Here is a 17,204-nt window from a genome sequence, read left to right on the forward strand (position 1 = left end):
AAAATGTTTATTTATTAAAATAACAATATATAATTAATAGTATAAAAATATTGAGGAAACAACTATGATATATAATATGTGGTATGCTGTACTAGATTCTAAAGAAGTAAAAAGAAACAAACCTCTTTTTGCTAAAAGATTGAATAAAAATCTAGTATTTTGGAGAGATTCAAACAATAATATATGCTGTATAGATGATAAATGCTGTCATAGAGGGGCTTCACTATCTCATGGAAAAATATGCGGTAATAATATAGCATGCCCATTTCATGGCTTTCAATTCGATAAAACAGGAAAAACGGTTATGATTCCTGCTAATGGAAAAAATACTGAAGTTAATAAAAATTTTTTTGTTGAAGGTTATGAAGTTAGAGAATTATACGGATTTATATGGTTATGGTATGGTGATAAAGATAAAATCAATGATAGAATAATGTTTCCAGATGATTTGAAAGATAAAAAATTCTCCTACTCTACCATAAAAGATGAATGGCATAATCATTATACAAGATGTATAGAAAATCAGCTTGATGTAGTTCATATTGCTTTTGTTCATTATAATACTATAGGTAGAGGAAATAAAACTGTAGTTAATGGCCCTTTAGTAGAATTAGATGAAGACAACAATATATTAAAATTCTATGTAAATAATGTAATTGACAGCGGACAAAAAGCATTAAGAGAATCTGAAATGAAAAAAGAAGATTTTAAATACTTTTTATATTTTTATTTTCCAAATACTTGGCAGAATTACATATTTGAAAAGATGCGTGTGTTTGGAGTATTCGCTCCTGTTGATGATGAAAACACAGTTATATATATGAGATTTTATCAAAAAATAGTAAATATTCCTTTTATAAGATCAATAGTAAATCTTATAGGAAAAAAATATTCGGATATTGTATTAAAACAGGATAAGAATGTCGTAAAAACACAATCAAGCAAAGAATCATATTTAGGTATGAAAGAAGAAAAACTAATACAAGGCGACAAACCTATAATAATATATAGAAGCACTAGAGATAAATTAAAAAAATTAAACGATTGAAATAAAATTAAAAAAATTCATTGACTAAAAATTAAAAATTTGTTAAAGTAACCTTATGATAGGTATTTCATTTGAAAGCAGCTATTATTTAAAAGATGATTCTGTTATCATTATATCTTTATATAATAATATATATGATGAACATCTTCCTCAAGTAAAAGATTTATTCTCAGAGTTTATCACAAAAAATATAAATAACATCATATTAGATTTATCTGATTGTCTTTTTATAGAAAAAGAAATATGGGAATATCTTGTAGAATTAAAAAAAGAATTATTACATAAAAAAGGCGATTTAGTTTTAGCAAATATGTATGGAGTTGTTAAAAACGATTATAATACTATGGAATTATCAAATTATTTAGAATCTTTTAACGATATCAATAATGCTTTTTATAATTTTGGCATATTAAACGACATTAAATCAGCTTAAATTTATTTTTATACTTGAATTTTTCTTTCTCTAGATATAATATATAATCATGAAAATTATTAGAAATTTCATCACTCTTACACTTTTCTTTTTAGTGTTTTTCATAATATATTTTGGTATTTATCTATTTAAAGTTATGGATACAAATAATATATATCAAAATATGAATATCGATTTAGTAAAAAATTTAATGGAACATTATTTTCTAGCTATTGTTATAGTCGCTAGCATTTCATCTGTAGTAATAATAGGAGCTTTAAATAAATTTTCAGGCGGTTTATCTACTATTATAGTAATAGGTATTCTTGCTTTCTTTATTACATTATATCCAGCTTATACAGTGGCATTCGATAAAAATATAGATTATTTGAGAAATGAACTTAATGATAAAACTTCATTATTCATAGATGATACTGGAAGATATTTTACAAGAGTTGATAATTACCTAATAAAGGTTGGATACAAATTATTAGATAATACATATAAAAATGTAATATTAGTAGACCCTACTGTTATGGGTAAATTGTATATTGGGGACTATATATATATTACTGATAAGGAAATATCTTTGCATGAGGTAAAAGAAATTAACGGAACTTCTGTTGTAGAAAAAACTTCAAGCATATTTAATAGAAATGCTATAAGCAATTATTTATCAAGTTTTACAGCTGATATAATTTTCGGATTTGAAGTATTCCCTATAATAGTAGCACTTTTAAAAATAATTACTTTAACTGAAATGCCTATTTATGCTATAGTTTTATTATTTATTAATTTATGGCTTATGATGTTTGCTTTTTATATGTTGGGATTATCTTTGAATTCAAGACAATATATATATCATAATATACTTAATGCACTTTTATTATATGGTATTATAAAAATAATATTTGCTGTATCTATAGAACAATATAATCTATTAGAAGTAATAGTAAGAAATGTAAATTATTGGACTATGAATTTATATATGTTTATAGGATCATTAATCACTATAATAATATCACTAGCCTTGAAAAAAATTATCAATAACGATAAAAAAACTATTAATAATTAAAGAAACGGATAAAGAACAGTAAAATGAATCGAATTATATATGATTTTTGTAAACTTCCTATAAAAAAAGATAGTATAATAACAATAGGAAAATTTGACAGTGTACATAGGGGACATCAAAAATTAATTAAATACACTGTTGATTATGCCAATAAAAATAATCTTATATCAATAGCAATAGTTATCAAAAAGAAAAATGTGTCAATATATAATACTGAAGATAATAATACTTTGATAAAGTCTATGGGGATTAATTACATAATTGTTATTGACTTTTTACCAGAATTTTATACAATGGAAGCTAAAGAGTTCTTTGACAAACTCATAGAGTATTATCGTATGAAGCATATTGCTGTAGGGGCTGATTTTGCATTCGGTAAAGACAGAATGGGAGACAGTGAATTTTTAAAGAAATATTCCAAAGAATGTGGTATTGGAGTAAGTTTTATAAATTTTTTAAACTATAAAAAAGATAAAATATCAAGCTCTAATATAAGGGAAGCTCTTTCAAACGGTGATATGGTTAGTGTTAATAGAATGCTTGGAAGAGAATATTCTATGAGCGGATTAGTAGTTCATGGAAATGCTTTAGGAAGAAAAATAGGATACCCTACTGCTAATTTAGAAATACCTAAAAATATTTTTATACCTAAAATGGGTGTATATAGCTCTACAGTAAAAATAGGTAATTCTGATACTATATATAAAGCTCTTACTTTTATAGGTATTAGCAATATCAATAAAGAACTAAGAGTAGAAAGCCATATATTAGATTTTTCTAAGATGATATACGGCAAAAAAATAACTGTTGTATTACTCAAATATATTAGGGATAATATAAAAGTTAACTCTATAGATGAAGTAAAAAAATTATTAGAAAATGATGAAAAAAAGATAAGAAAATATTTCAAAAGGAGAACAAAACAATGTCTATCACAGCAGACGAAAAAGCAAAAATAATTAAAGAATTTGGTAAGAATGAAAAGGATACAGGCTCTACAGAAGTACAAGTAGCACTTTTAACTAACCGTATAACTTATTTAAAAGGTCATTTCCAAACTCATACTAAAGATAATCACTCAAGAATGGGACTTCTTAAAATGGTTGCTAAAAGAAGAAAACTTCTTAACTATTTAAGAAAAACTGATATAGAAGCTTATAAAAATCTTATACAAAGATTAAAATTAAGAAAATAAATTTGCTCAATCAAATTTACTTATTTTAATACCCTCTCGGTGTTTTGTACTTAATATAAGGAGTAGAATATGGTAACAGTCAAAAGCGTGTTTTGTGGAGAGGAGTTAATTTTAGAAACCGGACTTTTAGCTAAACAGGCTCATGGTTCTGTAACTTTGAGACTTGGAAATACAACTATATTAGCAACTGTTGTAGCAGCTAAAGAGCCTAATTTAGAATCTGACTTTTTCCCTTTAACAGTAAATTATAATGAAAAATATTATGCAGGCGGTAAAATTCCTGGCGGTTTCTTCAAAAGAGAAGCAAAACCTAGAGATAAAGAAATTCTTATATCCCGTATCATAGACAGACCTTTAAGACCTCTTTTCCCTGAAGGGTTTAGAAATGAAGTTCAAATAATACCTACAGTACTTTCTGTAGATACCGATATGCCTACTGATGCTTTAGCTTTAATAGCTTCATCTGCAGCACTTACAATCTCTTGGATACCTTTCGGCGGACCAGTGGCAGCTGTAAGAATAGGATATAAAAACGGCGAATATATAATAAACCCTAAAAATAGCGAACTTGCTACTAGCGAATTGGATATTATTGTTGCTGGAAGTAAAGATGCTATATTAATGATTGAAGGTGAAGCAAAAGAAGTTTCTGAAGAAGTATTCATCGGAGCTATAGAATTAGCACATAAAGAAATGCAGAAATATATTGATATGCAAAATGAAATGGCTACTCTATGCGGAACACAAAAAATACAACAGGAATTATTTGAATTTGATGCTGAATTAGTAAAAATGGTTACTGAATACGGTAGAAATAAAATTGAAGCCGCTAATTATAATCCTGACAAAACCAAAAGAAATGAAAGTATGGATAATGCTTTTGACGAAATAGAAGAATATATCAAAACTCAAGTGGAAGATGAGAAATTAATATCTCAAGTTAAAGGTATTTGTCATTCTATAGAAGAAGAAATAGTTAGAGAGGCTATAGTAGAAAAAGGTATGCGTCCTGACGGAAGAGCATTAGATGAAATTCGTCCTATAACTACTATGACAAACCTTATTCCTAGAGTACATGGTTCTGCTCTTTTCACTAGAGGACAAACTCAATGTTTATCCATAGTTACATTAGGAAGCGAGAAAGACGCTCAATTAATGGACGATATATACGGCAAAGAAAATAAAACATTCATGCTTCATTATAATTTCCCTCCATTCTCTGTTGGAGAAGTTGGAAGATACGGTGCTCCCGGAAGAAGAGAAATAGGACATGGAAATTTAGCAGAACGTTCTTTCAATGCTGTACTTCCTCCAAAAGATAAATTCCCATATACTATAAGAGTAGTTGCTGAAATATTAGAAAGTAATGGTTCTTCATCAATGGCTACTATATGTGCTTCTACTATGTCATTACTTTCAGCAGGTGTTCCTCTTAATGCCAGCGTTGCAGGTATTGCCATGGGACTTGCTACATACAAAGACGGCTATAAAATACTTACAGATATACAAGGGGTAGAAGATCATTTAGGAGATATGGATTTCAAAGTGGCAGGAACTCGTAAAGGTATTACTGCTTTCCAATTGGATATTAAACTTACAGGAATCTCTGCTCAGATATTAAAAGAAGCATTAGAGCAGGCTAAAAAAGCAAGATATTTTATACTTGATAAAATAGATGCTACTATAGCTAATGCAGGAGAGATTTCTGATTTTGCTCCTAAATACAAAACTATGGATGTTAATCCTGAAAAAATAAGAGTATTAATAGGACCTGGCGGAAAAAATATAAAAGCTATAATAGAAGAAACTGGAAGCGATGTAGAAATACAAGACAGCGGTGTAGTTAATATATTTGCTCCTGACACTCCTACTCTAGATAAAACTATAAAACTTATCAACTCTTATGTTAAAGATCCTGAAGTTGGAGAAGTTTATGACGGAATAGTTAAAGACATCAAAGATTTCGGTGCTTTCGTTGAGATACTTCCTGGTGTAGAAGGTCTTTGTCATATATCTGAACTTGCTTATAAACATGTTATGAATGTCGAGGAAGTTCTAAAAATCGGTGATGAAGTGAAAGTAAAAATATTAGATATCAAGGGCGGCAAATATTCTTTAAGCAGAAAAGCATTACTTGAAAAACCTGCTGATTATGTTGAAGAAGAATATAACAAAAAAGAAAAAAAACATGGTAAAAAAAGATTCTAATTAAAAATTTAAATAAATAATTTTTAATGATAAAAAGGCTGTTATAAAAATATAATGGCCTTTTTTATTTAACAAAAATATTTCTAACATTAATTTCTAATAATCAATATAATTTAATCTATACTGAAACGATTTCATTTTGCCGACTACTAGCCGTAGTGGCAACCCGCACCGTATTTCTTAATATTACAGATAGTCAAATGTAGGTGCGGCTGATTACTTATTATTGTAAAAAAATTAATAATTTATCTTACAGATAAAACATATTTAACAAATATTAGATAATATTTTATATTATAAAAAATTATAATTTACATTCATAAAAAAGCAAAAATTGACAAAATATAGTTGTTTAGGTATATATTAAAATATTTACTAAAAATATATTATATGATATTATTGAAACAATCAATATTAAGGATAGTATTATGAAAAATAAAATCATTCGCATTCTGATGATAACCCTAATGACAGTAATAACTTTATATGCGGCAAATAATGAAAGCAATAATGATAAAGTAAAAGACATTACAATAAATAATACAGAAACAACAGATAATATAGAAAATACAGAATACATACAAATAGAAGATAATACATTAATAGAACCTGACAAAGAAGCTGATGAATATGCTGAAAATGAAAATATAAAAGAAGAAACAAAAGATAATAGCACTTTTAATGAAAGTAATAATGAAAAGTTGAAAAACACAGTAATGACAAATGAAATAATAATGCCTAGTGAAGAATTATTAAAACTATTAGAAAAAAATAAAAATAAAACAGGCGTTGCTGAAATGATTGAATTGATAAATGAGGGCGGTATAAATGCTGCTTCAAAAGATAAAATTGATATAGAAGATATAATATGCCACACTAATACAACATCTTTAATGCTAGCATCATCATTTGGTCATTATGATATAGCAAAAGCTTTGATTGATAATGGGGCTTTAGTTAATTTAAGAGCAGGCGATGGATTTAATGCTTTAATGGAAGCTGTAAGAACTGATAATATAGAGATGGCAAAATTATTAATAGAACATAATTCTGATATAAATATAAAAAATAAAGACGGCAAAAATATGATTATGATTGCATGCGAAAACGGCAATGAAGAAATGTTTAATCTATTAATAGAAAATAATGCAGATATAAATGAAAAATCATCATGGGGAGCATCTGCACTTATTTATGCTTCTGAAAAAGGCAATATTAATATAATGCAATATTTAATAGATAACGGAATAGATGTTAATGGAAAAGCTGATGATAATGGGGACACTCCATTACTTTGGGCTGTTACAGGAGAGAATCCTTATGAAGCTTCAAAACTTTTAATAGAAAATGGTGCTGATGTGAATGCTACAAATAACAGCGGAGTTGCTCCTGCTACTATACTTGCTGGATCTGTTCCTAAAGTGGTTAAACTTTTAAAAGATAATGGTGCTGATTTAGATACAAAATTTGCAAATGATGATCCTCCTATAGCAATTGCTGCAAGCGTTGGTAATTTAGAAATAGTTAAGGCATTAGTTGAAAATGGTGCTGACGTGAACTATTATCCTAATGATATGAATTATACTGCAATATATCATGCTATAGATCAAGGCTGTTATGAAGTTGCTGAATATTTATTCAAAAACGGAGTAGATTTAAATATAGAATTAAAACCTTCTGATGTTTATGGAGGTGCTATAAAAGAAAGTTATAATGTTTTAGAATATGCTGAAGCTATGCAGGATAAAAAAATGATTAACATAGTAAGCAAATATTATAAGAAGAAAAAATAATTATAATTTTAATGTATACCTAAACAACTATATTTTGTCAAAAATAAAGTTATATTTTTGTTTTTATATATGGGGCTTTGCCCCATACCCCAGTTCTTTTACCGAGTAGGTACCTTTCGGTATTGGTATAAAAGAACCAAAAAAACTGCATTTTTAGTCTAAATTTAGGTTATATTATACATTTAACACATATATTTTTAATATAAAGTTCTAACAATTGCGTTTTCGCGAAGCGTGCCTGCGGCAGCAACTTTGGCGAAGCCCGCAGAGCGTGTGCGGCAAAAAAGTTGATAATAGATTTACAAAAATATAGAAAATAACAAAATATAATTGTTTAGGTATATTGTTACAAATATTTTCTAGGAAGTTAATTTATGAAAACAAATATCAATATCGAAGAATGCATTAATGATGCAAAAAATGTTTTTGGTAAAGGATTCGGATGTTCTGAAGCTATAATATATGCTTTAAACAAACATTTTGAATTTAATTTAAGCGATGATGCTATAGCTATGAGTTCATCATTTTTGAGAGGAGTTGGAGGAAGCGGATGCTTATGCGGTGCTGTTGCTGCAAGCTCTATGTGTTTGGGGTTTTTATTTGGAAGAAGAGAACCCCATCAAAAAGTAGATAATTGTCTTAGATTAAGCAATGAATTTCATGATAGTTTTAAAAAAGAGTTCAAATCAACTTGCTGCAGAGTGATAACAAAAGGAATGGAGCAAAACTCAGAAGAAAGAAAAAAATCCTGCAAAGATGTTGTTGCTTTCACTACAGAAACTACAGCAAAAATGATAATGAGAGAATTAAATAAAAATTAAAAAATATTATAAAACAAAGGCATTATAAAACATACTATAAAAGCTATGATTCCATAAACATATACATAATAGCTTCTATTGTTTGTTAGTATAATGTCTTTTATATTTTTTATACTATTTAATTTTTTTAATGATTTTATATTATCAAAAATTATCAAAATAAAATGAATAAGCATTATTATATTTGTAAAAATCAAAGTTAATTTATTTGGACTTATTCCATATTCTTTTATTCTATATATTGTAGAAGTTAAAATTATTATATTAAAAATAAATGCTACAATAGGAAATACAATATAAACTAATTTAGTAAATATGCTTGATTTATAATCCATTCTTACAAAAAATAAATTTACGGCCCCTATAGCAAGAGCAACATTATAAATTATAAAATTTATTCTGATATCATAAGGACTGCTATAAGGAATAATTGGCACTATTATAGAAAATAAATGCTTAATTATATTATATAAACTTATATACATTATTATTCTTGAAAAGTATATTGATATATTTTTTACATCTTTTTTATAAAGAAAATAAATTATAAAAGGAGTAAAAGCAAATATATAAAATACAGATAATATAAAAACATTAAAGACAATAAGTGTATCATCAAATATATTTATAATAATTCCTCTAAATAAATTAATTACTGCTGCAAAAAACATCATAAACATTACAGAAATAATTGCAGGTACAATAGAAGTTAATATAATTATATTGGCACTGAAAGTAAATGCCTGATTAATATCTTTATAATTTTTATACTGATTGAATGATAAAGCAAACATTATAAAAAATATAATATCCAAAAATAAATTCTTATTCAAAATCGTATGAACAAAGAAAATCAACTTTTTATCTCTATCTATTATATCTTTAAATGTAAACTCTGATGAAGGTATAATCACACTGAGAATGCCTACAAATAAAAATATTAAAAAAGTTATGAATATTTTTTTCTTATTGTCTAAATTAAACATAAGAGAAAAACAAAATAAATAAAAAATCCTAAAAACAAAAAAATGAGATGTTATTTCAGTAATTCTATAATCTGAATTGATATTTAAAGCAAAAAATAAAAAATATATGGTAAAAGGCAATATAGAAATTAATGCTAGTATTATAATATTTTTTTGTGATTGTGTTTTTAATTCTTTTATTAAACTATTCATAATTATTTTTTCTTGATATTTATTTTTTATAGATTATCTATTCAAATAGAAAAAAAATCAATTAATAAATAATAAAAAAGCCAATAGCTTAATTATTAAATTAAACTATTGGCAAATTAAAGGAATTTTACTTTATCAATTATTTGCTTAATCTAGCTCTTAATTCTTCTAATTGTTTTTTAAGTCTTTCAGGTAATCTTGAACCGAATTTAGCATAATGAGCTTCGATTTGATTAGCTTGATCTTTCCAAGCTTCAACATCTACTCTCATAAGCTCTTTGAAATCAGCTTCAGGAATATCTAAACCTTTAAGATCTAAATCGCCTTCTTTAGGCATTTTACCTATAGGAGTGTCAACAGCGTCGATTTTACCTTCAACTCTTTCACACATCCATTTTAATACTCTTGAGTTATCACCGAATCCAGGCCATAACCATTTACCGTCAGCATCTTTTCTGAACCAGTTTACATAGAAGATTCTAGGAGCTTTATCACCTAATTTATCTCCCATTTCAAGCCAGTGGTTCATATAATCGCCCATATTGTAACCAGCAAATGGAAGCATAGCAAATGGGTCAAATCTTAATGCACCAACTGCACCGATATTAGCAGCAGTAGTTTCACTAGCAGCAGTAGAACCCATAAATACACCATGATCCCAGTTATAAGATTCATGTACTAATGGCATAACTGAAGCTCTTCTTCCACCGAAGATGAATATATCTATAGGTACACCTTTAGGGTCTTCCCAATCTGGACAAATTACAGGACATTGTCTAGCAGGAGCTGTGAATCTAGCATTAGGGTGAGCACCTTTTTCACCGCTTTCTGGAGTCCAATCATTACCTTTCCAGTCTATACCATGTTTAGGAGCTTCTCCCATACCTTCCCACCATACATCACCGTCATCTGTTTCTACACAGTTAGTGAATATAGTGTTTTCTTTTATTGAATCCATAGCCATAGGGTTAGAATCATAAGAAGTTCCAGGAGCTACACCAAAGAAACCAGCTTCTGGGTTGATAGCATAAAGTCTGCCGTCTTCAGGATTTATTTTCATCCAAGCAATATCGTCACCTATAGTTTCACATTTCCAACCTGGGATAGTTGGCTGTAACATAGCAAGGTTAGTTTTACCGCAAGCACTTGGGAATGCAGCAGCTATATGGAATTTTTTACCTTCTGGGTTAGTTAAGCGTAAGATAAGCATGTGTTCTGCCATCCAGCCTTCTCTTCTAGCCATAGCAGAAGCGATACGTAAAGCGAAACATTTTTTACCAAGTAAAGCGTTTCCGCCGTAACCTGAACCATAAGACCATATTAAGTTTTCATTAGGGAAATGAGAAATATATTTTTTCTCTATTGGAGCACATGGCCATTTAGTATCTTTTTCACCGTCAGCAAGAGGAGCACCTACAGAGTGTAAGCAAGGTATGAACTCGCCGTCAGCACCTAATACTTCTAATACTTTAGTACCAACTCTAGTCATTATATGCATGTTACATACAACGTAAGGGCTGTCAGTGATTTCTACACCGATTTTAGCTATAGGAGAACCAACAGGACCCATAGAGAAAGGAATTACATACATAGTTCTATTTTTCATACAACCTTTATATAATTCTTTCATAGTTCCTTTTAATTCATCTGGAGCCATCCAGTGATTAGTAGGACCAGCATCTTCTTTATCTGGATAACTAATAAAAGTTCTATCTTCAACACGTGCTACGTCAGAAGGATCACTTCTGAAAGAATGACTGTGAGGTCTTTTTTTAAGAGGTTTTGCTAAACCTAATTCTACCAAACCGTTCATGCAGTTGTCATATTCTTCTTTAGTTCCATCACATACATATATATCTTTTGGCTGACACATATCTGCTACTTCTTTAATCCAAGCTTTAAGCTTCTCATGTTTTAATTCTTCAACCTTCATGAATATTACTCCTTTATTAAATTTGTTGCATCAATTATACAATAAAACGCATTTTTAGTAAATGATTTTTGTAAATTTATTAATTATTTTATAATATACAAAAAATATATTTAAAGACAATATTTTTATTAGTTTTTTATAAAAAATGCACTATATATCATCAACAGTAAAAACACATTCAGTACATATTAACAGCAGGTATTCAATTTTTTATAATAAAAACTATTTTTTTAGAAAACCATACTCATATACTTTTATGCTTATTTTTTCAGCTAATATATTCATTTTTTCTTTTAAATTTTTCATTAAAGAATCATATTCTTCATCATTACTTTTATTATTCATACGGTTATTTTTAAATCCTTGAAAATATCCGCGTATATCATAAAAAGAAAAATTAATGTTGATATTACTAAAAGAGTGATAATATTTCCATAGTTCCTTACCTGACTCAAAAATTTCTAAAGACTCATTAGAAAAAACTATAGGTTCATCGCCGTGATAGAAATCTTTATTATCATATAATAATAAATCACTTTTTTTATTTTCTGTTTTAATTTGACCTTTGATAAAATCCGTCATAAAATGAGAATCAAAAATGCCATTAGCATTAACTTCTTCTTTAGTAAAAGGTATCCAATGATTAATCCCTCGCTGTGAAGAAATACGATTCTGCGGATGAAATAGTGTAAAAGCAAGACAGTCTGAATGAAACTCTTTATCATAAGTCCAATCTTCATTAGGATAAAGAAACTGGTCACGGTCATTAAGCCAATCTGATTTAATACATTATCTTACAGATAAATAAATGCATAAAGGTATTAAATTATTTAAGTTTATCCATACACCTCTTGGATTTACAACTTGTTCTCTACTATTTAAAATATAAATAATGTTATTATGCTGAAAATCATTACCATTAATGCCATCTAAAAAACCGATATTATTATCATCATTTGTCTTATATTCATTAACAAATTGATTTATATACCTATCATTTTTATAAGAATATATCTTTTTTCTACCAAGAGATTTATTATTTTTATCAAATACATTTACTCTTATATGCTTTGCCCTATTTTCTTTTGAAGTATCCCAAATTAAAAAACCTATAGGAAACTGTCCTTTTACATTATCAAAAGTATCAGCAGGCACTATAAATCCTTTTAAAAACTTAGCTCTAAAAGTTTCTCTAAAACTTTCAAATGCACTTCCATTGACATATTTTAGTGTTGAAAAACAACTTAATATACATCCGTTTAATTCTTTATAAACTCGTATAAAAAATTGTGCAAATAATTCACGTCCTGCAGTTTTTAATATATCCATATATCTGCTATGAGTTACAGAAATATTTACTCCTACTTTTCCTTGTTTTCTTTTTTTTGTAGATACTTCAGCGTATGGAGGATTTATATATATTACTAGTTTTTTTCTTTCATTTTCATCGTTGATTATTTTTTGTAGGGCTTTAGGACATTTATCAAAGTCATCGTTCAAAAAATCAAATTGAAACACATTGTCTTCCAATAAATTAGCCCCATTTTTTATACGCTCTTTCATTATATCTACATCTGCCTTATCTATAGTAGAAGCAAATATTTTATATTTATGTGTAAGTCCGGCCAATAGATTTCCTGTACCTGCAGCACAATCCCATATATAATATTCTTCCTGCCAATTCTCACCCAATGCTTCAGCAATATATTCTTGACTCTTTTCAACCCATATACGAGGTGTAAAAAATGAGCCTTTTCTTTCTCTTATATCCTGAGATACTAATAAATCACGTCTTTCTATTATATAATCCCAGTATTCCTCTTTAGGCGGTCTTTTATAAATCTTCCAAAACTCATTATGATTTTTCTGATTATCATTAAAATATACTTACCTTATTTGTATAAAACCTTCATTGTCTATTTTTCTGTCAAGTTCATAATAATTATTCTTTAAAAGTACAAATAATTTATCTTTAAGACTCATATTATTTTCGCTTAATAAATCAGCAAGATAAAAGTCGGCATCTATTATACCGCTTTTTTTTACAGTATTCCAATCGGCTGTAATTGAAGGTTTTACTCTTTCAAGCCATTTATAATAAATATTCACAAAATTATTTTTATCTACTTGTATTTTATTTAATAAAGTTTTATCTGTATTAAAATTGTCTTTAATAAACTTTTTTATTTCTTCTTCATCTTCATCAAAAGAATACCATAAACTTTCTTCTTTTAATGTTTCTTTTGATAAATTATAAAGCTCTTTAAACTCTTTGGTATTATAATCAGATGGAGTTATATTCCAATTAAAGTCAGTTTTTGAGAATATATGCATAACTTTATGATATTCTATAAAAGCAATTTTTTCACTATCAAAAGCTCCTAAAAATTTTGGAGGAATTTTTTTATCAAATATTCTTTTTTTACCTATAGTTAAAATTAGCTGAACAAAAGATTTATATATATCGCTTTTAGCTTTTTTAGCCTCAGCCCATAACATATAAATATCAGTATTTCTCTTTAGACTAACAGTAAAATCTATTTCATTAATTATCTGAGTATTATCAAAATCATTAAAGAAATCTAAAGCTATTTTATTTTTTAATTCTTCTTCTCTTAAATTATTGCTATATATCATATGCATATCCCTTTATAAGAATATATTAAAATATATATGAACAAATTTCAATATAATAATGAAAAACTAAATATCGTATAAATCTTTTTTTATACTTTAGTTATGCTTAGCTTATTTGACACGGCAAAAAGAATATTAGCAACACTAAACGCTCCATAGAATGCAGCAATTTATTAAAGATAGCAGAATAGAAATAATAGACAAACTATAAAATATATAATTATCTATTTTCTCAATTCTGTTTTTATATCATCTAAAATCTTTCTTATATTTCTTAATTCATAAGCTATATTATTTAATGCACTTGAATCCTTGCTGCTGAACTCTGAATAAAGTTTCGGCATAACATTATAACTGAATATAGTCAATACAATTCCAATGAATAAACCTACAAAAAATTTTTTCATAAATTAAAATCCTATTATTATTGATTACTTATATAAGCATTTCTAAAATCATATATAGAAAAAATATCATATTTCACACCATGAAGTTTTTTGCTCTGCATAATAGTAGCCTTATCATAATATATAGGTATTATAGCCATATCCTCTTGTATGAGTATACGCTCTGCATCATAGGCTGCTTTTATTCTTATATCTTCATTTGCATTTGTCATAGCAATATCAACTAAATAATCATAAACAGCATTTGTGTATCCGCCGTCATTGCCCAAACCATCAAGCTGAAAAAGTCTTAAATAACCAGATGCCTGATTATAAGCAACACTAGTTCCAGCCTTTATCATCTGAAAACTTCCGTCTTTTATTGACTGCAAATATGTTGTAGGCTCTTCATATCTAAGTTTTAAATCTATACCCAAATTATTTTTATACATACTTTGAATTGCCTCTGCAACGAATAATGATGAAGGATTAGTTGTAGTTATTAATTCTATTATAGGAAATTTTTTTATATCAGCATATCCGGCCTGAGCAAGAAGTTTTTTAGCTTCTTCAATATTTTTATTATAATTACTTTCTTCTAAAGAAATATATTGAGGGGCATTATCTCTGAAATTGTTAGTACCAATTTTTACATTAATAGGCACAAATCCGTCAGCAGCTACCCTGCCCCCGCCTAAAACATTATTTACTATATAGTTTCTGTCTATACCAAGTGCCAATGCTTTTCTAACTAAAGGATTATTAAAAGGTCTTCTTTTTAAGTTAACCATATAATAAGCAATAGATGTTATGTCAACTTCTCTTCCTATGCCCTGCTCTATCAAAGAAGCTCTCTCATTCTCTGGTGCTTCCGGATAAAATAGTATACTATCTGCATAAATTGCCGCAACTGCAGTATTAACATCTTCTAAAAATTCAAAAGTTATTTTTTCAGCCTTAACATTATCTTTATCCCAATAATAAGGATTTTTCTCCATAACTATTTTTACAGCCTCTTCATATTCAGTCATTATATAAGGACCATTTCCAACATAATGATCTTTAGTCAATGCCCAATCTTCTCCATAAGTTTCTATAATATCCTCTCTTACAGGTGAAGCAATATCACTAGCCATAGCCTCTTCAAAATATGGTAAAGGTATATCAAGCTCAATTTTTAAAGTATAATCATCTAAAGCATAAACTCCAAGTTCTTCTAATTTTTTATCGCCTTTCATTATACTCTGAGCATTCTTTATTATATCAAATCCCAAAGAAAAAGGAGAAGCAACTTCAGGATCAATTAATCTTCTTAAAGTGTATACAAAATCATTAGCAGTTAAATCTTTACCGTCTGACCATTTAGCGTTATCTCTTAAATGAAATATATAAACTGTATTATTACTCATAGACTCCCAGCTTTCAGCAAGTGCAGGAATTATAGTACCGTCTTCATCTCTTTGAGTGAGAGTTTCAAAAGCATGTGTTATGTAAACTGCAGTATTAATGCCTTTAGCAAATGCCGGATCCAAACTGCTGGGCATTCCTCCTACTGATACAACTATACCTTCATTAGATGATTTAAGATTAGAACATGATAACAAAAATATATTGGCAATCAAAATTATTACAAAAATTAGTTTCTTCATAATATTTATTCTCTTTATAATATGATTATATTAATTATATATTTAAATATGATAACCAAATATATAATTATGTCAACTATATTATGTTAATATAATTTCCGCACGGTGAATGAATAAAAAATATAAATATGTTATTTTTATTAATTTATATACTAAACAATAAAAAATAAATCGTGCGTAGATATTTTTTTAAATCTAATAAAAACTTGGGTGGGGACTAAAATTTATAATTATGCTTTAAAAATAATTAAAATTTTATTCTCTAAATAAAACTAAAAAATATAAAGGGCGGGGATTCTTATTAAATCACATCTATAATATATTTAGGATCAACATAATCACATAGCCAAACTTTATTTTCAGACAAATAAAATTTAATACCGTCTTCATACATTTGCTTTGAATTAATTTTTATTATTGCAGGCTTTCCATGACGCTCTCCTACTTTTTTAGCAGTTTCTTCTGTAAGAGATAAATGCACATGAAGCCTTCCCATTTTTTTTATGCCTTCCTGTTTTATACTTTCTATATTATCAATAGAAGTTCCATGAAATAATATTTCAGGAGGCTCTTTTTCTTCAAATTGTAAATCTACATTTATACTATGTCCTTGATTAGCTCTTATTAATGTATGATTTTCATTAAAACTAAATCTCTTTTTATCATTATACAGTACTACTCTTTCAAGTATATCTTCATTTATATTTCTTCCTGTAGCTTTTATTTTTTCTATTAATTCATAAACATTTGCCCAGCCGTCTTTTGATAATGTGAGTCCTATATTTTCAGGTTTATGCCTTAATACTAAGCTAACAAATTTACTTATTTTTATTTCCTCTTTAGTTAATTTATTATCTTTCATTTTTAAT

Annotated in this window: 16 protein-coding genes; 8 read left to right on the top strand and 8 right to left on the bottom strand. The window is 27.6% G+C overall.

Annotated features, from left to right (window positions below; genetic code table 11):
• The first annotated feature begins 64 nt into the window (after positions 1 to 64).
• The 8 genes from BINT_RS10435 (at position 65) to BINT_RS10470 (ending at position 8,552) form a co-directional block, all read left to right on the top strand.
• Positions 65 to 1,048, top strand: a complete 984-nt coding sequence (locus BINT_RS10435) for an aromatic ring-hydroxylating oxygenase subunit alpha (protein WP_014488545.1) — start codon at positions 65 to 67, stop codon at positions 1,046 to 1,048.
• A 55-nt stretch (positions 1,049 to 1,103) separates the two neighbouring features.
• Positions 1,104 to 1,481: an STAS domain-containing protein gene (locus BINT_RS10440; protein WP_014488546.1), complete on the top strand. Its 378-nt coding sequence runs from the start codon at positions 1,104 to 1,106 to the stop codon at positions 1,479 to 1,481.
• 49 nt (positions 1,482 to 1,530) lie between these two features.
• Positions 1,531 to 2,535 (top strand): hypothetical protein, encoded by a 1,005-nt coding sequence (locus BINT_RS10445; protein WP_041177405.1) that lies wholly within the window; start codon positions 1,531 to 1,533, stop codon positions 2,533 to 2,535.
• 23 nt (positions 2,536 to 2,558) lie between these two features.
• Positions 2,559 to 3,494, top strand: coding sequence for a bifunctional riboflavin kinase/FAD synthetase (locus BINT_RS10450; protein WP_014488548.1), 936 nt, complete (start codon positions 2,559 to 2,561; stop codon positions 3,492 to 3,494).
• Positions 3,461 to 3,730: a 30S ribosomal protein S15 gene (gene rpsO, locus BINT_RS10455; RefSeq protein WP_008726355.1), complete on the top strand. Its 270-nt coding sequence runs from the start codon at positions 3,461 to 3,463 to the stop codon at positions 3,728 to 3,730. Before BINT_RS10450 ends, rpsO begins: the two co-directional genes overlap by 34 nt.
• Positions 3,731 to 3,799: 69 nt before the next feature.
• Positions 3,800 to 5,938, top strand: a complete 2,139-nt coding sequence (gene pnp, locus BINT_RS10460) for a polyribonucleotide nucleotidyltransferase (RefSeq protein ID WP_041177406.1) — start codon at positions 3,800 to 3,802, stop codon at positions 5,936 to 5,938.
• A 428-nt stretch (positions 5,939 to 6,366) separates the two neighbouring features.
• Positions 6,367 to 7,731: an ankyrin repeat domain-containing protein gene (locus tag BINT_RS10465; protein WP_200859217.1), complete on the top strand. Its 1,365-nt coding sequence runs from the start codon at positions 6,367 to 6,369 to the stop codon at positions 7,729 to 7,731.
• A 374-nt stretch (positions 7,732 to 8,105) separates the two neighbouring features.
• The gene (locus tag BINT_RS10470; RefSeq protein ID WP_014488551.1) at positions 8,106 to 8,552 is read left to right on the top strand and encodes a C-GCAxxG-C-C family (seleno)protein; all 447 of its coding nucleotides are present in this window, start codon (positions 8,106 to 8,108) and stop codon (positions 8,550 to 8,552) included.
• Here BINT_RS10470 and BINT_RS10475 read toward each other — a convergent pair.
• From BINT_RS10475 to BINT_RS10500, 8 genes are all read right to left on the bottom strand, one after another.
• Complete coding sequence (locus BINT_RS10475; RefSeq protein WP_014488552.1) at positions 8,549 to 9,730, bottom strand: hypothetical protein; 1,182 nt, start codon at positions 9,728 to 9,730, stop codon at positions 8,549 to 8,551. The genes BINT_RS10470 and BINT_RS10475 overlap by 4 nt on opposite strands.
• Before the next feature lie 139 nt (positions 9,731 to 9,869).
• Positions 9,870 to 11,663, bottom strand: coding sequence for a phosphoenolpyruvate carboxykinase (GTP) (locus tag BINT_RS10480; RefSeq protein ID WP_014488553.1), 1,794 nt, complete (start codon positions 11,661 to 11,663; stop codon positions 9,870 to 9,872).
• Between the two features lie 222 nt (positions 11,664 to 11,885).
• Positions 11,886 to 12,245, bottom strand: a complete 360-nt coding sequence (locus tag BINT_RS15145) for a hypothetical protein (RefSeq protein WP_234944316.1) — start codon at positions 12,243 to 12,245, stop codon at positions 11,886 to 11,888.
• 207 nt (positions 12,246 to 12,452) lie between these two features.
• Positions 12,453 to 13,355, bottom strand: coding sequence for a hypothetical protein (locus BINT_RS15150; protein WP_234944317.1), 903 nt, complete (start codon positions 13,353 to 13,355; stop codon positions 12,453 to 12,455).
• A 195-nt stretch (positions 13,356 to 13,550) separates the two neighbouring features.
• Entirely contained in the window at positions 13,551 to 14,300 is a 750-nt protein-coding gene (locus tag BINT_RS15155) for a hypothetical protein (protein ID WP_234944318.1), read from the bottom strand.
• A gap of 224 nt (positions 14,301 to 14,524) precedes the next feature.
• Positions 14,525 to 14,707, bottom strand: a complete 183-nt coding sequence (locus BINT_RS10490; RefSeq protein WP_014488554.1) for a hypothetical protein — start codon at positions 14,705 to 14,707, stop codon at positions 14,525 to 14,527.
• Between the two features lie 17 nt (positions 14,708 to 14,724).
• Positions 14,725 to 16,335, bottom strand: coding sequence for a peptide ABC transporter substrate-binding protein (locus tag BINT_RS10495; RefSeq protein ID WP_041177407.1), 1,611 nt, complete (start codon positions 16,333 to 16,335; stop codon positions 14,725 to 14,727).
• 301 nt (positions 16,336 to 16,636) lie between these two features.
• Positions 16,637 to 17,197 (bottom strand): RNA 2'-phosphotransferase, encoded by a 561-nt coding sequence (locus BINT_RS10500; protein WP_014488556.1) that lies wholly within the window; start codon positions 17,195 to 17,197, stop codon positions 16,637 to 16,639.
• Positions 17,198 to 17,204: the final 7 nt, after the last annotated feature.

Origin of the sequence: Brachyspira intermedia PWS/A, assembly GCF_000223215.1 — a bacterium.
Classification (GTDB): domain Bacteria; phylum Spirochaetota; class Brachyspiria; order Brachyspirales; family Brachyspiraceae; genus Brachyspira; species Brachyspira intermedia.